Origin of the sequence: Shinella oryzae, from assembly GCF_023038235.1 — a bacterium.
GTDB classification, from domain to species: Bacteria; Pseudomonadota; Alphaproteobacteria; order Rhizobiales; family Rhizobiaceae; genus Shinella; species Shinella sumterensis.
Genome location: NZ_CP081987.1, coordinates 1,642,081 through 1,656,372, shown reverse-complemented (window position 1 = coordinate 1,656,372; position 14,292 = coordinate 1,642,081). Strand labels below are relative to the sequence as shown.

Annotated in this window: 14 protein-coding genes; 5 read left to right on the top strand and 9 right to left on the bottom strand. The window is 64.5% G+C overall.

The window, feature by feature from the left end:
* Nucleotides 1–45 precede the first annotated feature (45 nt).
* Complete coding sequence (locus K6301_RS08220) at nt 46–534, top strand: Lrp/AsnC family transcriptional regulator (RefSeq protein ID WP_134650010.1); 489 nt, start codon at nt 46–48, stop codon at nt 532–534.
* A 6-nt stretch (nt 535–540) separates the two neighbouring features.
* On the opposite strand, the gene K6301_RS08215 is transcribed toward K6301_RS08220, so the two are convergent.
* From K6301_RS08215 to K6301_RS08185, 7 genes are all read right to left on the bottom strand, one after another.
* Nucleotides 541–915, bottom strand: coding sequence for a hypothetical protein (locus K6301_RS08215; protein ID WP_247220431.1), 375 nt, complete (start codon nt 913–915; stop codon nt 541–543).
* Nucleotides 916–1,788 carry an NAD(P)-dependent oxidoreductase gene (locus K6301_RS08210; RefSeq protein ID WP_247220430.1) on the bottom strand — a complete coding sequence of 291 codons (873 nt, stop codon included), beginning with the start codon at nt 1,786–1,788 and terminating at the stop codon, nt 916–918.
* Between the two features lie 68 nt (nt 1,789–1,856).
* Nucleotides 1,857–2,672: a class I SAM-dependent methyltransferase gene (locus tag K6301_RS08205; protein ID WP_247220428.1), complete on the bottom strand. Its 816-nt coding sequence runs from the start codon at nt 2,670–2,672 to the stop codon at nt 1,857–1,859.
* Nucleotides 2,673–2,723: 51 nt separating this feature from the next.
* Nucleotides 2,724–2,990 carry an usg protein gene (locus tag K6301_RS08200; protein WP_134650006.1) on the bottom strand — a complete coding sequence of 89 codons (267 nt, stop codon included), beginning with the start codon at nt 2,988–2,990 and terminating at the stop codon, nt 2,724–2,726.
* A 146-nt stretch (nt 2,991–3,136) separates the two neighbouring features.
* On the bottom strand, nt 3,137–3,970 hold the full coding sequence (locus K6301_RS08195; protein ID WP_247220426.1) for an ABC transporter permease: 834 nt from the start codon (nt 3,968–3,970) through the stop codon (nt 3,137–3,139).
* Complete coding sequence (locus K6301_RS08190; protein WP_247220424.1) at nt 3,967–4,770, bottom strand: ABC transporter permease; 804 nt, start codon at nt 4,768–4,770, stop codon at nt 3,967–3,969. Before K6301_RS08190 ends, K6301_RS08195 begins: the two co-directional genes overlap by 4 nt.
* A gap of 165 nt (nt 4,771–4,935) precedes the next feature.
* Nucleotides 4,936–5,715 (bottom strand): ABC transporter substrate-binding protein, encoded by a 780-nt coding sequence (locus K6301_RS08185; RefSeq protein WP_247220423.1) that lies wholly within the window; start codon nt 5,713–5,715, stop codon nt 4,936–4,938.
* A gap of 341 nt (nt 5,716–6,056) precedes the next feature.
* Between K6301_RS08185 and K6301_RS08180 the strand changes: the two genes are divergently transcribed.
* Nucleotides 6,057–8,186, top strand: coding sequence for an OmpA family protein (locus K6301_RS08180; protein ID WP_247220421.1), 2,130 nt, complete (start codon nt 6,057–6,059; stop codon nt 8,184–8,186).
* A 92-nt stretch (nt 8,187–8,278) separates the two neighbouring features.
* On the opposite strand, the gene K6301_RS08175 is transcribed toward K6301_RS08180, so the two are convergent.
* A complete protein-coding gene (locus K6301_RS08175) occupies nt 8,279–10,822 on the bottom strand; it encodes a methyl-accepting chemotaxis protein (protein WP_247220419.1) in 2,544 nt (847 codons plus the stop codon).
* A gap of 385 nt (nt 10,823–11,207) precedes the next feature.
* On the opposite strand from K6301_RS08175, the gene K6301_RS08170 reads away from it, so the two are divergent.
* The 3 genes from K6301_RS08170 to mobB are packed head-to-tail and all read left to right on the top strand — an operon-like array spanning nt 11,208 to nt 13,292.
* On the top strand, nt 11,208–12,113 hold the full coding sequence (locus K6301_RS08170) for a DMT family transporter (protein ID WP_247220417.1): 906 nt from the start codon (nt 11,208–11,210) through the stop codon (nt 12,111–12,113).
* Between the two features lie 34 nt (nt 12,114–12,147).
* Nucleotides 12,148–12,783 (top strand): molybdenum cofactor guanylyltransferase MobA, encoded by a 636-nt coding sequence (gene mobA / locus K6301_RS08165; protein ID WP_247220416.1) that lies wholly within the window; start codon nt 12,148–12,150, stop codon nt 12,781–12,783.
* The gene (mobB, locus tag K6301_RS08160; protein ID WP_160869220.1) at nt 12,780–13,292 is read left to right on the top strand and encodes a molybdopterin-guanine dinucleotide biosynthesis protein B; all 513 of its coding nucleotides are present in this window, start codon (nt 12,780–12,782) and stop codon (nt 13,290–13,292) included. Before mobA ends, mobB begins: the two co-directional genes overlap by 4 nt.
* A 5-nt stretch (nt 13,293–13,297) precedes the next feature.
* Here the strand turns inward: mobB and moaA are convergent, their stop codons facing one another.
* Nucleotides 13,298–14,284 carry a GTP 3',8-cyclase MoaA gene (gene moaA, locus K6301_RS08155; RefSeq protein WP_160869933.1) on the bottom strand — a complete coding sequence of 329 codons (987 nt, stop codon included), beginning with the start codon at nt 14,282–14,284 and terminating at the stop codon, nt 13,298–13,300.
* Nucleotides 14,285–14,292 lie beyond the last annotated feature (8 nt).

Here is a 14,292-nt window from a genome sequence, read left to right as displayed (position 1 = left end):
CGAAAAATCGATATATAGGGGAATTAATTTTCGTAGGGGAAACCAATGGACCGTCTGGACCGCAAAATCCTTCGCCTCTTGCAGGAGGATTCCACGCTTGCAGTTGCCGATCTCGCAAAGAAGGTTGGCTTGTCGACAACCCCCTGCTGGCGCCGCATCCAGAAGATGGAAGAAGACGGTGTGATCCGCAAGCGTGTCGCGCTGCTGGATCCGGTCAAGATCAACACCAAGGTCACGGTCTTCGTCTCGATCCGCACCAATTCGCATTCGACCGAATGGCTGAAGCGCTTCTCCGAGGTGATCGTCGAGTTCCCGGAAGTCGTCGAATTCTACCGCATGAGCGGGGAGGTGGATTACCTCCTGCGCGTGGTCGTGCCCGATATCGCCGCCTATGACGCCTTCTACAAGCGCATGATCGCCCGTATCGAGATCCGCGACGTGTCGTCGGCCTTTGCGATGGAGCAGATCAAGTACACGACCGAGCTTCCGCTCGACTACATGGTCGTGGACAACCAGAAAAGCGGCGAGGACTGAGCGCCTTCAGAGATCCGGCGCATTGAACGTGACGACGATCGTCTTCCACGCGTCATAGGATGCGCGTTTCGCCAACTCCGCATACGGGGCGCAGCGAACGACCGCACGAACGGCACTTGCGGCGAAGGCCTTCGTCGCGGGATCGCCGGCGACGGGACCGTCTATGGATGGTGATCCGTCGAGTTCGCCCGACGGTGTCAGCGAAAACTTTACGCGAACCGGCTTGATGGTGTCGGGAAGGTCCGGCGGGAGAGCCCAGCAGCTCGTGATTTTCGCGTGCAGCCCGGCGAGAAGCGCGTGCCTCGACGCATCGTCGTCCGCGTCAGCCCTTGCGGCGGATGACACGAGGAGGAGGGCGACGGCGGCGGCGCGAAGCATCATCTACTTGCGCTCCAGCCGGGCAAGCAGCGAGGACGTGTCCCAGCGGTTGCCGCCCATCTCCTGCACGTCGCCGTAGAACTGGTCGACCAGCGCGGTGACGGGCAGTTTGGCGCCGTTGCGGCGGGCTTCCGACAGCACGATATCGAGGTCCTTGCGCATCCAGTCGATGGCGAAGCCGAAATCGTACTTGCCGGCGATCATCGTCTTGTGGCGGTTCTCCATCTGCCAGGAACCGGCAGCGCCCTTGGAGATGACGTCGATGACGGCTTCCATGTCGAGCCCGGCCTTCTTGCCGAAATGCACGCCTTCGGCGAGGCCCTGCACGAGGCCGGCGATGCAGATCTGGTTGACCATCTTGGTCAACTGTCCGGCACCCGCCGGGCCCATCAGGCCGACCATGCGGGCATAGGCGTCGATAACAGGCTTTGCCGTCGCGAAGGTCGCCTCGTCGCCACCGCACATGACGGTGAGCACGCCGTTCTCGGCACCGGCCTGTCCGCCGGAAACCGGCGCGTCGATGAAGGCGAAGCCGCGCTCCCTGGCGGCGGCGTCGAGTTCGCGGGCGACTTCGGCAGACGCGGTGGTGTTGTCGATGAGAATGGCGCCGGGCTTCATGCCGTCGAACACGCCGTCCTTGCCGGTCGTGACGGCGCGCAGGTCGTCGTCATTGCCGACGCAGGTGAAGACGAAATCGGCATCTTTCGCGGCCTCGGCCGGGGTGCGGAAGGCCGCGCCGCCGAATTCGGCCGCCCACTTTTCCGCCTTGGCGAAGGTGCGGTTATAGACCGCGACCTCATGGCCGCCCTTGATCTTGAGATGGCCGGCCATGGGATAGCCCATGACGCCGAGACCGATGAACGCAACCTTTGCCATGCCGTCTTCTCCTGCAATCGCTGGCAGGACGTTTAGCGGATCACGGGCCGGGGTGAAAGTCTTTCGCGTCAGCCGCGATACCGGGCGATGACCAGATGGCCGGCGATCGGTTCGCCTTCCTCCATGCGCACGGTGATGTCGGACATCTCCACGACGTCGAAGCCGGTCTCGTGGAGGCGCTGGCGCACATAGGATCCGGCATGGGCGAAGCGCTGGTGCGGGCCCACCATGAACGGACGGCCGGCAAAGCTGTCGTACGGCAGCGTTTCCGACGAGAAGGCAAAGAGGCCGCCGGGCACGAGATTTTCGGCCGCGCCGAAGAACAGCGCCTCGAGCGCACCGAGATAGGGCAGCACGTCGGTCGCGGCGATGAGGTCGAAGGGCTCGTCGTCGTTGTCATCGAGGAAATCGACGGCCTCGGCGACATAGAGGGTCTCGTAGAGATCCTTCTCATGCGCGATCTCGACCATGTTTTCCGAGAGGTCGACGCCGGTGATGTCCTCGGCCATGTCGCGCAGCGCGCCGCCGGTCAGGCCCGTGCCGCAGCCGAGATCGAGCACGCGGTCGAACGGGCCGAGTTCCAGCGCCTGGAAGCGCTGGCGCACCAGAAGCGGCACGCAGTAGCCGAGCTGGTCGACGAGCACGTTGTCGAAGACTTCGGCATGCTGGTCGAACAGCGTGGTCACATAGGCGTCGGGCGCCTTCTCAGGGGTCTCGCCGCGGCCCATGGAGGCAAGGCGCACGGCCGCGCCGCCATGGTCCTCGGGATCGAGCGCCAGCACCTCGGCATAGGCCTTGGCGGCGGCATCGAAATCGCCGGACTTCTCCAGCGAGAGGGCGCGGTTATAGGCTTCCGCGAGCGCGTCTTCGTCGATCTTCTTCATGCCGCGTCTCTTAGGCCCGCCCGCCGGGCTTGGCAAGCAGGCCGCAGGACGTCAGTTGATGATGAATTCGCCCTTCAGTGCGCGCCACTCGCTGGCCGAAATCAGGTGGCGGTGCACGTAGCGGATCGAGTGCAGCGGGCCGTCGAGTTTCTCCTGCCAGAACTTCAGGAAGCGCTTCATCTCCGGAAAGTCCGGCGCGAGATCGTAATGCTGCCAGATATAGGTCTGCAGGAATGTCGGATGGTCGGGCATGCGATAGAGAATCTGGGCCGTCGTCATGCCGTAGCCCTTGAGCTGCATTGCCATGTCGTTCGTCATCGGGACCTCTCATTTCACAAGAATGATGGTCCTTATGATTGAAGCGCCGCCATGGTTAAGCAAGTGTTGATTTTTGCCCGTGAAAACAAATAATCCTTTGGATTCAAATTGTTGGCAGCATCGTCAGGCGAGTGCTGCCAACCGTGTCACCGCTTCAGGTGACGGGTGAGGCGCGCTTCCAGCCAGGCCCAGACATTGCGCAGCAGCTCCACGATGATGAGGTAGAGCAGCGCTGCCCACAGATAGGCCTGGTAGTCGAAGGTGCGCGAGAAGGCGCGGCGGGTTTCGCCCATCAGGTCGAAGACGGTGATGATGGCGACGATGGCCGAGCCCTTGATCATCAGGATGATCTCGTTGCCATAGGGGCGAAGGGCCACGATCAGCGCCTGCGGCAGGATGACCTTGAAGAAGGCGATCTTCTTCGGCAGGCCGAGGGCCGCGGCACCCTCGTGCTGGCCGCGCGGTACGCTTTCGATCGCGCCGCGCAGGATTTCGGCCTGGTAGGCGGCGGTGTTGAGCGTGAAGGTCAGGAGGGCGCAGTTCCACGCATCGCGGAAGAACCACCACAGGCCCCAGGCCTTCAGTTCGGCCGAGAAGCTGCCGAGACCGTAATAGATGAGGAAGAGCTGGGTCAGCAGCGGCGTGCCGCGGAAGAAATAGACGTAGCCGTAGGAAAACCACGAGAAGACCGGGTTCTTCGACATGCGCGCGAAGGCGAGCGGCAGCGACAGGACGGCGCCCAGCGCGACCGAGAGGCCGACGAGCGTGAGCGTCACGCCGAGGCCGGAGAGGTAGTTCGGCCCGTAGCGGGTGAACTTTTCCGGATCCCAGCCCTCGACCAGCATCAGGAAGATGCCGATGGTCAGCGCCAGCCAGACGCCCATGAAGACGTTTCCGAAGAACCGGCCGGCGGTAAAGGGCCGCGGCGGGGCCGGCGGCGGCTCCTGCGGCGGAATGAGGCTGGTGGAAACGTGGCTCATCGTGCCGCCTCCGAACGCTTCGCCCAGCGCTCGATGCTGGAGAAAATCAGCGAGGAGAGGAAGGCGAGGATGAGGAACAGCAGACAGGCGATGGCATAGAATTCGAACGCCTGCTTGGTGACGCGGGCGGCCACGCCCGTCTGGCGCAGGATATCCGGCAGGCCGATGACCGAGACCAAGGCGGTATCCTTGAGCAGCGCCATCCAGAGGTTGCCGAGGCCCGGCAGGGCGATGCGGATGAGCTGCGGCAGGATGATGCGCTGCATCGTGCGGCCGCGATGCAGGCCGAGCGCATGGCCGGCCTCGTACTGGCCGCGGGGAATGGCCTTGAAGGCCGACAGCAGCACCTCCGAACAATAGGCCGAAAAGACGACGCCGAGCGCGATCATGCCGGCGAAGAAGGCGTTGATCTCGACGGTGCCCTGGTAGCCGATGGCGGTCGCGGCATTCTGCACGAGGATCTGCAGGCCGTAATAGACGATGAAGAGCGTCAGAAGTTCGGGCAGGCCGCGGAAGAGGGTCGTGTAGATATTGGCCGACAGGCGCAGTGAGCGTTCCTCGGACTGCTTGGCCAGCGCGATGAAGAAGCCGAACAGCAGGCCGACCGGCAGCGTCGCGAGCGCCAGGCTGCCTGTGACCAGGAAGCCGAGCGCGATCTCGTCGCCCCAGCCGGTATCGCCACAGGCCAGAAGCGTGTCGCCTGCAAACAGCGTGAAGATGCCGACCGGTCCGCAGAGCGGGTCCACGATCCCCAATGCTGCGGTTACCGCCTCGACGATGGCGGTAAAGAACCCGCTCATGCCAAACCCCCGATGCGCGTTTCGCGCTTGTTGTCAGACGCTGTGCGCGCCTTTCATTTTGTCGTCAAGTTCTCAAGCAAAAGAAGCGGGAGGGCAAGCCCTCCCGCTTCTGCAATCCGGTGATGGGGTCAGAAAAAACCGGCATCAACCCAACGTGTCCAAGTCTCAATCGCCGTAAACGTCGAACGGGAAGTACTTGGCGTTGATTTCCTGGTATTTGCCGCTCTTGCGGATGGCCGCGATCGCCGCGGTGAACTTGTCGGCGAGCGGATCGCCCTTGCGCACCGCAATGCCGGCGCCTTCGCCGTTGATGACCGGATCGAGGGGCAGCGTGCCGAGCAGCTTGCAGCAGGCGCCGTCAGCCGTCTTCAGCCATTCCGACAGCACCACCACGTCGTCGATGACGGCGTCGATACGGCCGTTGGCGATGTCGAGCTTGTACTCATCGGCCGTCGGGTAGAGCTTGACCTCGCTGTCCTTCATATGCGCTTCGGCATAGTTGGAATGGGTCGTGGAACCCTGGGCGCCAAGCGTCTTGCCGGCCAGCGCTTCGGGCGTGGCTTCCTTGATGTCGGAATCCTTCGGCACGACGATGGCCGGCGGTGTGTTGTAGTACTTCTTGGAGAAGTCCACCTGCTGCTTGCGCTCGGCGGTGATCGACATGGACGCGACGATGGCGTCGAACTTCTTGGCGATCAGGGCGGGAATGATGCCGTCCCAGTCCTGCGTGACGAAGGTGCACTCGGCCTTCATTTCCTCGCAGAGCGCCTTGGCGATGTCGATGTCGAAGCCGGTCAGCGTGCCGTCCGACTCGAGGTTGTTGAAGGGCGGGTAGGCGCCTTCCGTGCCGATCACGATCTTCTCGCCTTCAGCCATCGCGGAGGAGGCGAAGAGCGCGATGACCGCAGCCGAGGCTGCGAGCGTGAAACGTTTGGAAATACGCATGTTGATCCTCTCTGTTGAAGGCTCTCGGGTTTTTCTTGTTGTCCGGGCCTTGATGTAAAGCAGGCGGGGTGCCCGCTTGGATGGGATAATCGGCCTGTTTGCGCGTAAAAATCAACTCCTTTTGCGCCGTCATTCCGCCCCCTTTCAACGACAATTTCCGCGCACCTCTGGTCTTGGCGGCGGCGCGACCTATCTCGTCGCTCACCGCTGGCCGTTCAGCCACGGTTCAGGCAGGCATGACTAGGCCTTAGAGGAAGACGGGCGACTCGCCGATCGGCAACAAAGAATGCCGGCGGCAGGCTCCCGACACTAACAAGACGGGACACCGTGAGGACAAAACGATGACTTTCCGCTCAAAACTTTTCGCAACCGTGGCGTTCCCGGTGCTTTCCGCGTCGCTGATCGCGACGCCGGCACTCGCCGATGCCCTCATGAAGCCGTTCGAAGTCGCCCAGGACAGCGGCGAGCAGGCCCAGCCGTCCGAAGAAGAGCTGCTGCAGCAGCGCCAGGCCGAAGAACAGCGCGCCGCCGAGGAAGAGGCGCAGCGCCAGGCCGAAGAGCAGCAGCGCGCCGCCGAGGAAGAAGCCCAGCGCGCGGCCGAAGAGCAGCAGAAGGCTGCCGAGCAGGAAGCCCAGCGCCAGGCTGAGGAACAGCAGAAGGCCGCCGACGAAGAGGCACAGCGCCAGGCCGAAGAACAGCAGCGCGCCGCCGAGGAAGAAGCCCAGCGCGCGGCTGAGGAGCAGCAGAAGGCCGCCGACGAGGAAGCCCAGCGCGCGGCCGCCGAGCAGCAGAAGGCTGCCGACGAGGAGGCCCAGCGTCAGGCCGAGGAACAGCAGAAGGCTGCCGACGAGGAGGCCCAGCGCGCGGCCGAGGAACAGCAGAAGGCCGCTGACGAAGAAGCCCAGCGTGCAGCCGCCGAGCAGCAGAAGGCTGCCGACGAGGAAGCCCAGCGTCAGGCTGAAGAACAGCAGAAGGCCGCCGAGGAACAGCAGCAGCAGACCGAGCAGCAGCCGGCGGAAGAACAGCCCGTCGAGCAGCAGCCGGCGATCGTGACCGACGAGCAGCAGCAGCCCGCCGACGGTAGCACGGCGGAGCAGCCCGCTGAAGCCGGCACCGAGCAGCCGGCAACGGCCGAGACCGGTGAAACGCCTGCCGGCGAGCCGGTTCCGGAAGTCGTCGACACGCTTTCGCCTGAGGAAAAGCAGGCCATTGCCGAGGACCCGGGCAAGACGGACGAAACCGTCGTGCTGCCGGTCGAAAACGGTGCTGCCGTGCTCGACAGCGACAAGGACGCCGACAATACCGGTGGCCGCATGAGCCGCGAGGAGCGCCGCAAGCAGCGCGAGGAGCTGCGCGCCCAGGAAGAGGTTCCGCTGCCGGCTTCCGACGATTCGGCGCAGGCCGAAATTCCGCAGGAGGTCCGTGAGGCCGTTCCGCAGAAGATCGAGGCCGCCATCAAGGAAGAGGGCCAGCGTGTCGACGCCGCGCCGGTCTTCGCGGTGCCGGAGACGACCAACATCGTCAACAACACCGTGATCAACAACACGGTCATCAACAACAACACCGTCAATAACACTGTGAACAACAACACGGTGAACAACAACGTGACGCAGGTGAACGTGGTCGAGACGATCGATAACCGCACCGTTCTGTCGGTCGGCAACCAGCTGATCGTGCGTGGCGACGACCGTCCGCGCCTGCGCCGCGATTCCGAGGAAGTCTATTACGACGAGCTCGCCCGGGGCCGCACGCGTGAAACCATCGTTCGTCCCGGCGGCGTGCAGATCATCACGATCTACAATCGCTACGGCGACGTCATCCAGCGCTCGCGCATCGGCCGCGACGGCCGCGAGTATATCCTCGTCTATGCGCCGGAACTGGAAGACGATGCACCGCGCCCCGACCTCGTGGACGTTGGCTACGAGCTGCCGCCGATGCGCCTGCGCATTCCGCTGCGCGACTATATCGTCGACACCTCGAGCGACCCGGATCGCGACTACTACGAGTTCCTCTCCGAGCCGCCGGTAGAACGGGTGGAGCGCGTCTACACGATCAACGAGGTGAAGCAGTCCGCCCGCCTGCGTGACAAGGTCCGCCGTATCGACCTGGATACCGTGACCTTCGCCACCGGAAGCGCGGAAGTGCCGATGTCGCAGGCACGCACGCTGCGCAAGGTCGCGGAGGCGATGTCGAAGATCCTGGACAAGGATCCGGGCGAGACCTTCCTCATCGAAGGCCATACGGACGCCGTCGGTTCGGACAAGTCGAACCTCGTCCTGTCGGACCGCCGCGCCGACTCCGTCGCCAGCCTGCTCACCGAGGTCTACGGCATCCCGCCGGAAAACCTCCAGACGCAGGGTTACGGCGAGCGCTTCCTGAAGGTGCGCACGCAGTCTGCCGAACAACAGAACCGCCGTGTGACCATCCGCCGTGTGACCACGCTGGTCCGCCCGGTCGCCAGCGCGAACTGATCCGGCCTCGCGCCGCTTTGCAAAACGAAAAACCCGCCGGTGGAAGCCGGCGGGTTTTTCTTTGGTCTCAGGCTATGCGAGGCCGCTTTGCGTCAGGCGGCGTGGTGCCGGCCGAAGCCGTCCTCGCGGATCGGGTCGAGGTCACGCGTCTTGAAGTGATCGATCTTCTCGTTGAGGATCTGCACGCGGCGGCGCAGGCCGTGGATCTCGGCGGTGTTCTCCTCGACCATGGTCGCGTTCTGCTGCGTGATGAGCTCGACCTGATGCACGGCCTGGTTCACCTCGTTGATGCCCTCGTACTGGGCGGCGGCGGCATGCTCGATCTTGCTCACCAGCGAGTGGATGGACGAGATGTGCTGGTTGATGACGGTAAGGGCCTCGCCCGTCTCGGTGACGAGGGACACGCCGTTGCGCACCTGTGCGGAGCTGTCTGAGATAAGGCCCTTGATCTCCCGGGCGGCGCCTGCGCACCGCTGGGCGAGTTCACGCACCTCCTGCGCCACGACCGCGAAGCCGCGGCCGGCTTCACCGGCGCGGGCTGCCTCGACGCCGGCATTGAGCGCCAGGAGGTTCGTCTGGAAGGCGATCTCGTCGATGACGCTGATGATCGTGCTGATCTTTTCCGAGGACTTGTTGATCTGGTCCATGGCGTCGACGGCCTTGGCCACGACGTCGCCGGAGCGGCGGGCATAGCTCTGGGTCTCGTCGACCGAGACGGCGGTCTGCTGCGCGCTTTCGGCCGTCGAGCGGACGATATCGGTGAGCTGGCGCAGCGCCCGCGAGCTTTCCTCCAGGGCGGCGGCCTGCTGCTCCGTGCGGCGGGCGAGGTCGTCGGCGGAGGTGGCGAGGTTGCCGGTGCCGCTGTTGATCTCCACCGTCGTGGCGCGAACGTCCGACAGCGTGACCCGCAACGCCTCGACGGCATTGTTATAGGTGCGCGCCATGGCGACATATTCGGCGGCAAGCGCTTCCGTCATGCTTTCCTCGAGGTTGCCGGCGGCGAGCTGGCCGAGCACGTTGGAAAGCGCCGTCAGCGCCTCGGTCTGCTCCGCCTCGATGCGGGCACGCTCGCTGGCGCGGCGGGCCTGTTCCTCGGCCGTCAGCTGGCGCTGGGCTTCGGCTTCCTGCTCAAGGCGGATGTTTTCGAGCGCGGCGTCGCGGAAGACGGCGACCGAGCGCACCATGTCGCCGATCTCGTCGCCACGGTTGCGGCCGTCGATGGAGATGTCGAGGTCGCCGGAGGCGAGGCGCGACATGGCTTCCGTCACGCGCTTGAGCGGTCCGCGCAGCGTTTCCACGAGCATCAGGCCGCCGATGATGGCCAAGAGCGTGCCGGCGACCATGGCGATGATCGAGACATTGGCGGAACGCTGGCTGTCCTGCTTGCCGGCTTCCTGCGCGCTGGAGACGAACTGCTCGAGCGTCTGGCTGGCATCGGCGACGGAGACATAGGCGCTGGCGCGTGCGGCCTGCCAGGTCTCGCCGACGGCAATCAGGTTCTGCGTGCCTTTCTCGACGCGCTCCAGCGAGGGGGCGAGCTTCTGGGCGAGATCGCGCAGGGCGGCGTTCTTGGCGCCGAGCTTGGCGAGTTCGGCCGCGCTGGCGGAGACGTTCTTCACGTCGGCCAGCACCGCGTCGCGGCTCGTCTGATCGAGCTTGCGGTGGAGTTCGCTGATATGCAGGCGGGTCTCGCCGATCGCCTTGAACGTATCGTTCATCAGGGAGATCAAAGTCTTCAGCGTCGCGATTTCGGTGTCCATGCCGACGAAGCGCTTGGCGGCGGTGTCCGAATTGGCGCCGGCGGCCTTGGTGAAGTCCGCCTCGTACTTGGCAAGCTTGCCGAGGACGGGCACGAATTTCAGCTTCTTGCTTTCGGCATCGTCGCTGCCGGCGAGGATCGCCTTCACGGCCCCGATTTCGGCCTCGAACGGCTTGATCTGGCCAAGCGCCTTCTCCGAGGCGATCGCCTTGGATTCGCCCAGCTGCTTGACGAGCTGCGGCAGGTAGGTCTCGGCGGCCTTGACCTTGTCCTCGGCCTTCATCGCCAGTGCGACGGGCTTGCGGAACTTGCCGATGCGTTCGGCAAGGCCCTGGTAGGCCGCGGCATCGAACAGCAGAGCCTTGGCGAAGGCTTCCTTTTCGCCCGATTCACCGCGGATGACGTCGATCTGCTTTTCGGCGAACTCGCCGTCCTTGGTCATTGCCGCCAGCGCGCCCTCGAGATCGGCCGTCACGGCGTTGCGTTCCTGGTCGATGGCCCAGAGATTTTCCGTCTGGCCGCGCATGGTGGTGGCGAGCGCGACCACCGAGGCGATCTTGGCCTTTTCCGTTTCGTTGGGAAGAAGGGCTTCCAGATCGTGGATGCCGGCCTCCTGCTCGTCGATACGCGCGGTAAGCGCATCGCGCGTCGTCTGGCTCGGCCTGTCGGAAAAGTCCTGTAGCGCGGTGCGCAGGTTCTGGAAGTGCGACAGGCTGTTGATCGTCTCGCGCGTGACCGTCATGTGGCCGTTCAGCGTGCTCGCGGTGAAATATCCCACGAGGCCGATACCCGCGATCAGCGCAATGAGAGGGATAACGAACAGCAGCACCTTGGTGACGATGCGGCGCTGTTGCAGCAGGCGATCGATGAAGGACATGGCTTCCCCGGCATGTTTATGACGATCAACATTCCCGGGGGTGAGCGCTAAAACGGAAAGGGCCACTCATGCCCTTGCGTGGGCGCGGCCTGCCTTCCGTCGTTCCGTGGCATCACCGATCGTTCATCCGCCGGCACGCCTTCACCCGTCGCATCATGCGATCGTTCATTGGGGTGCGGTAACGATAGGCGCGGAAGTTTAATGAAATACTTCCCGCAAGCCGCTGAAATTCAGGCTTTTCATGAGAATTACGCCAGTTCCGTGCCCAAGGGTACGGCAAAAGCCTGTTCTTTGGTCAAAGCAATGCTTCATTGGGCAGAATCGGGGATGCAACCGGCAGGTATCCGGCTTATGACTGACGCGGATATGCATGGAATCATTCTTCATGAGCCTTACCGCAAATACCAGGGGGGCGCTCTTCATGGTCGTCGCCATGGCCGGCTTCACCTGTAACGACGCGCTCGTCAAATCCGTCACCCACAGCATGAATGCGGGGCAGATCCTGTTCATACGCGGGCTGATGACGAGCGTGCTCGTTCTGGGCATCGCGGCCTGGATGGGCGCGATCTGTTCCTGGCGCGTGCTCGTGCAGCCGGCGGTGCTGCTGCGTCTGGTGGCGGAGATCGTCGCTTCGCTCGCCTATGTTTCGGCGCTGGGCGCCATGCCGCTTGCCAACACCTCGGCCATCCTCCAGTCGCTGCCGCTTGCCGTGACGCTCGGGGCGGCCCTTTTCCTTGGCGAAACCGTGGGATGGCGGCGCTGGGCGGCGATCCTTGCCGGCTTCGTCGGCGTGCTGATCGTCATCCGGCCGGGGCCGGAAGGATTTTCGCTGGCCGCGATCTATGTCGTCGCGTCGGTCATCGGGGCTGCTGCGCGCGATCTTTCCACCCGCCGGATAAGTCGCGACGTGCCGTCGATCTTCATCAGCGCGGTGACCGCCATCGCCATCACCCTGGTCGGCGGCGCGTTGGTCGTGCCGCTCGGCGGCTGGCAGCCGATGACGCTGGAGACGTTCGCACGCCTGGCGGGGGCGAGTGTGCTGCTGCTCGTCGGCTACCAGACCATCGTCAACGCCATGCGCATCGGGGAGATCTCGTTCATCGCGCCGTTCCGCTACACGTCGCTGATCTGGGCGATGACCATCGGCTTTCTCGCCTTCGGCGAGGTTCCGGATTTCTGGATGGCGGTCGGCGTGGCGATTATCGTGGCGTCGGGGCTCTATGCCTTCTCGCGCGAGAATATCCGCAAGCAGGCACCGCTTGCGCAGCAATCGAAGCCTGAATCGCCGTGACGGGTCAGGATGAGAGCAGAGGAGGAGCGGCGATATGGCGGACAAGGTCTTGATACCCGGTGTCGTGCTTGCGGGCGGCCTGTCGTCGCGCATGGGGCGGGACAAGGCCGGTATTAGGCTTGGCGGGATTTCGCTGCTCGACCACGCGATTCGGCGCCTGCGGCCGCAGGTTTCCACCGTCGCCATCAACGCCAATGTGCCGGTCCTGAGCGCGGAGGGCGAGGGGCTGGCGGTCTTTCCCGATCTCGATGCCGCGCGCTCCGGTCCGCTCGGCGGTGTGGCGGCGGCGCTCGACTACGCGCGCCGCCATCATCCGGCCGCCCGCCATGTCGCGACGGTGCCGACGGACAGCCCGTTCTTTCCCGCCGATCTCGTCGCGCGCCTGCATGAGGCTGCCGATGCGCCGGAGCGGATCGTCGTTGCCCGGTCGGCGGATGGCCTGCATCCGGTCTTCGCGCTCTGGCCCGTCACTGTTGTCGACGACCTTTCCGCATGGCTTGCAAGCGGTTCCGTCCTGCGGGTGCGCAGCTTCCTCGATCGCCACAATGCGCGGGAAGTGACCTTCCAACCGGTCGAGACTGCTGCGGGGCCGCTCGATCCCTTCTTCAACATCAACACGCCGGACGATCTGGACGCGGCGGAACGCTGGCTCGAGGTGCTGAAACGATGACACGACCGAAGATCTTCGGCATTGCCGGCTGGAAGAATTCCGGCAAGACGGGGCTTGCCGTGCGCCTCGTGACGGAACTGGTCGGGCGCGGCTACCGGGTCTCCACCATCAAACACGCCCATCACGACTTCGATATCGACAAGGTGGGTGCCGACAGCTACCGGCACCGGCAGGCGGGCGCGCACGAGGTGACGATCGTGTCGGGCACACGCTACGCCATCATGCATGAGTTGCGCGGTGCGCCCGAGCCCTCGTTCGAGGAAATCCTCGGCCGGCTGGCCCCGTGCGATCTGGTGCTCATCGAAGGCTACAAGCGCGAGCCGATCCCGAAGATCGAGGCGCGGCGGCTGGAATCGGCCAACCGCGAACCGCTTGCGCCCACCGATCCGCATATCGTGGCCATCGCGGCCGACCATGCCGTGGCAGATACGGCGTTGCCGGTCTTCGACCTCGACGACACGAAGACGATCGCGGATTTCGTGGTGGCGGTGACGGGCCTCGACGGCTGACGGCGTTAGCCGCCGGTAACGCTCATGTGGCGGGCGACGGCGGGGCGGTTACGACGGTCGATGATGAAGTCGTGGCCCTTGGGCTTGCGGCCGATGGCCTCGTCGATGGCCTGCGAGAGCAGGGCGTCGTCATCGGAGGCACGCAGCGGCAGGCGCAGGTCGGCGGCGTCGTTCTGGCCGAGGCACATATAGAGCGTGCCGGTGCAGGTGAGGCGCACGCGATTGCAACTTTCGCAGAAATTGTGCGTCATCGGCGTGATGAAGCCGAGGCGTCCACCGGTCTCCTCGACGGTCACGTAACGTGCCGGGCCGCCGGTGCGGTAGGCATTTTCGGTCAGCGTGAATTCCTCGGCGAGGCGGGCGCGCATCTCCGACAGCGGCAGGTAGCGGTCGGTGCGGTCTTCCTCGATCTCGCCCATCGGCATGGTCTCGATGAGGGTGAGGTCCATGCCGCGACCGTGCGCCCAGCGCATCAGGTCGGGGATCTCGCGGTCGTTGAAGCCGTTCAGCGCCACCGCGTTGATCTTGATCTTGAGGCCGGCAGCCTGCGCGGCGTCGATGCCCTCCATGACCTTGGAGAGATCGCCCCAGCGGGTGATGGTCTTGAATTTCTCCGCATCGAGCGTGTCGAGCGAGACATTGATGCGGCGCACGCCGCAATCGGCAAGCTCTGCCGCATGTTTGGCGAGTTGCGAGCCGTTCGTGGTCAGCGTGAGTTCGTCGAGCGTGCCGGCATGGACGTGGCGGCCGAGCTCGCGCACCAGGTGCATGATGTTCTTGCGCACCAGCGGTTCGCCGCCGGTCAGCCGCAGTTTGCGCACACCCTTTGCGATGAAGGCGCAACAGAGCCGGTTCAGCTCTTCCAGCGTGAGGAGGTCCTTCTTGGGCAGGAAGGTCATGTTCTCCGCCATGCAATAGGTGCAGCGGAAATCGCAGCGGTCGGTCACCGAGACGCGCAGATAGGTGACGGCCCGGCCGAAGGGATCGATCATCGGGGCGG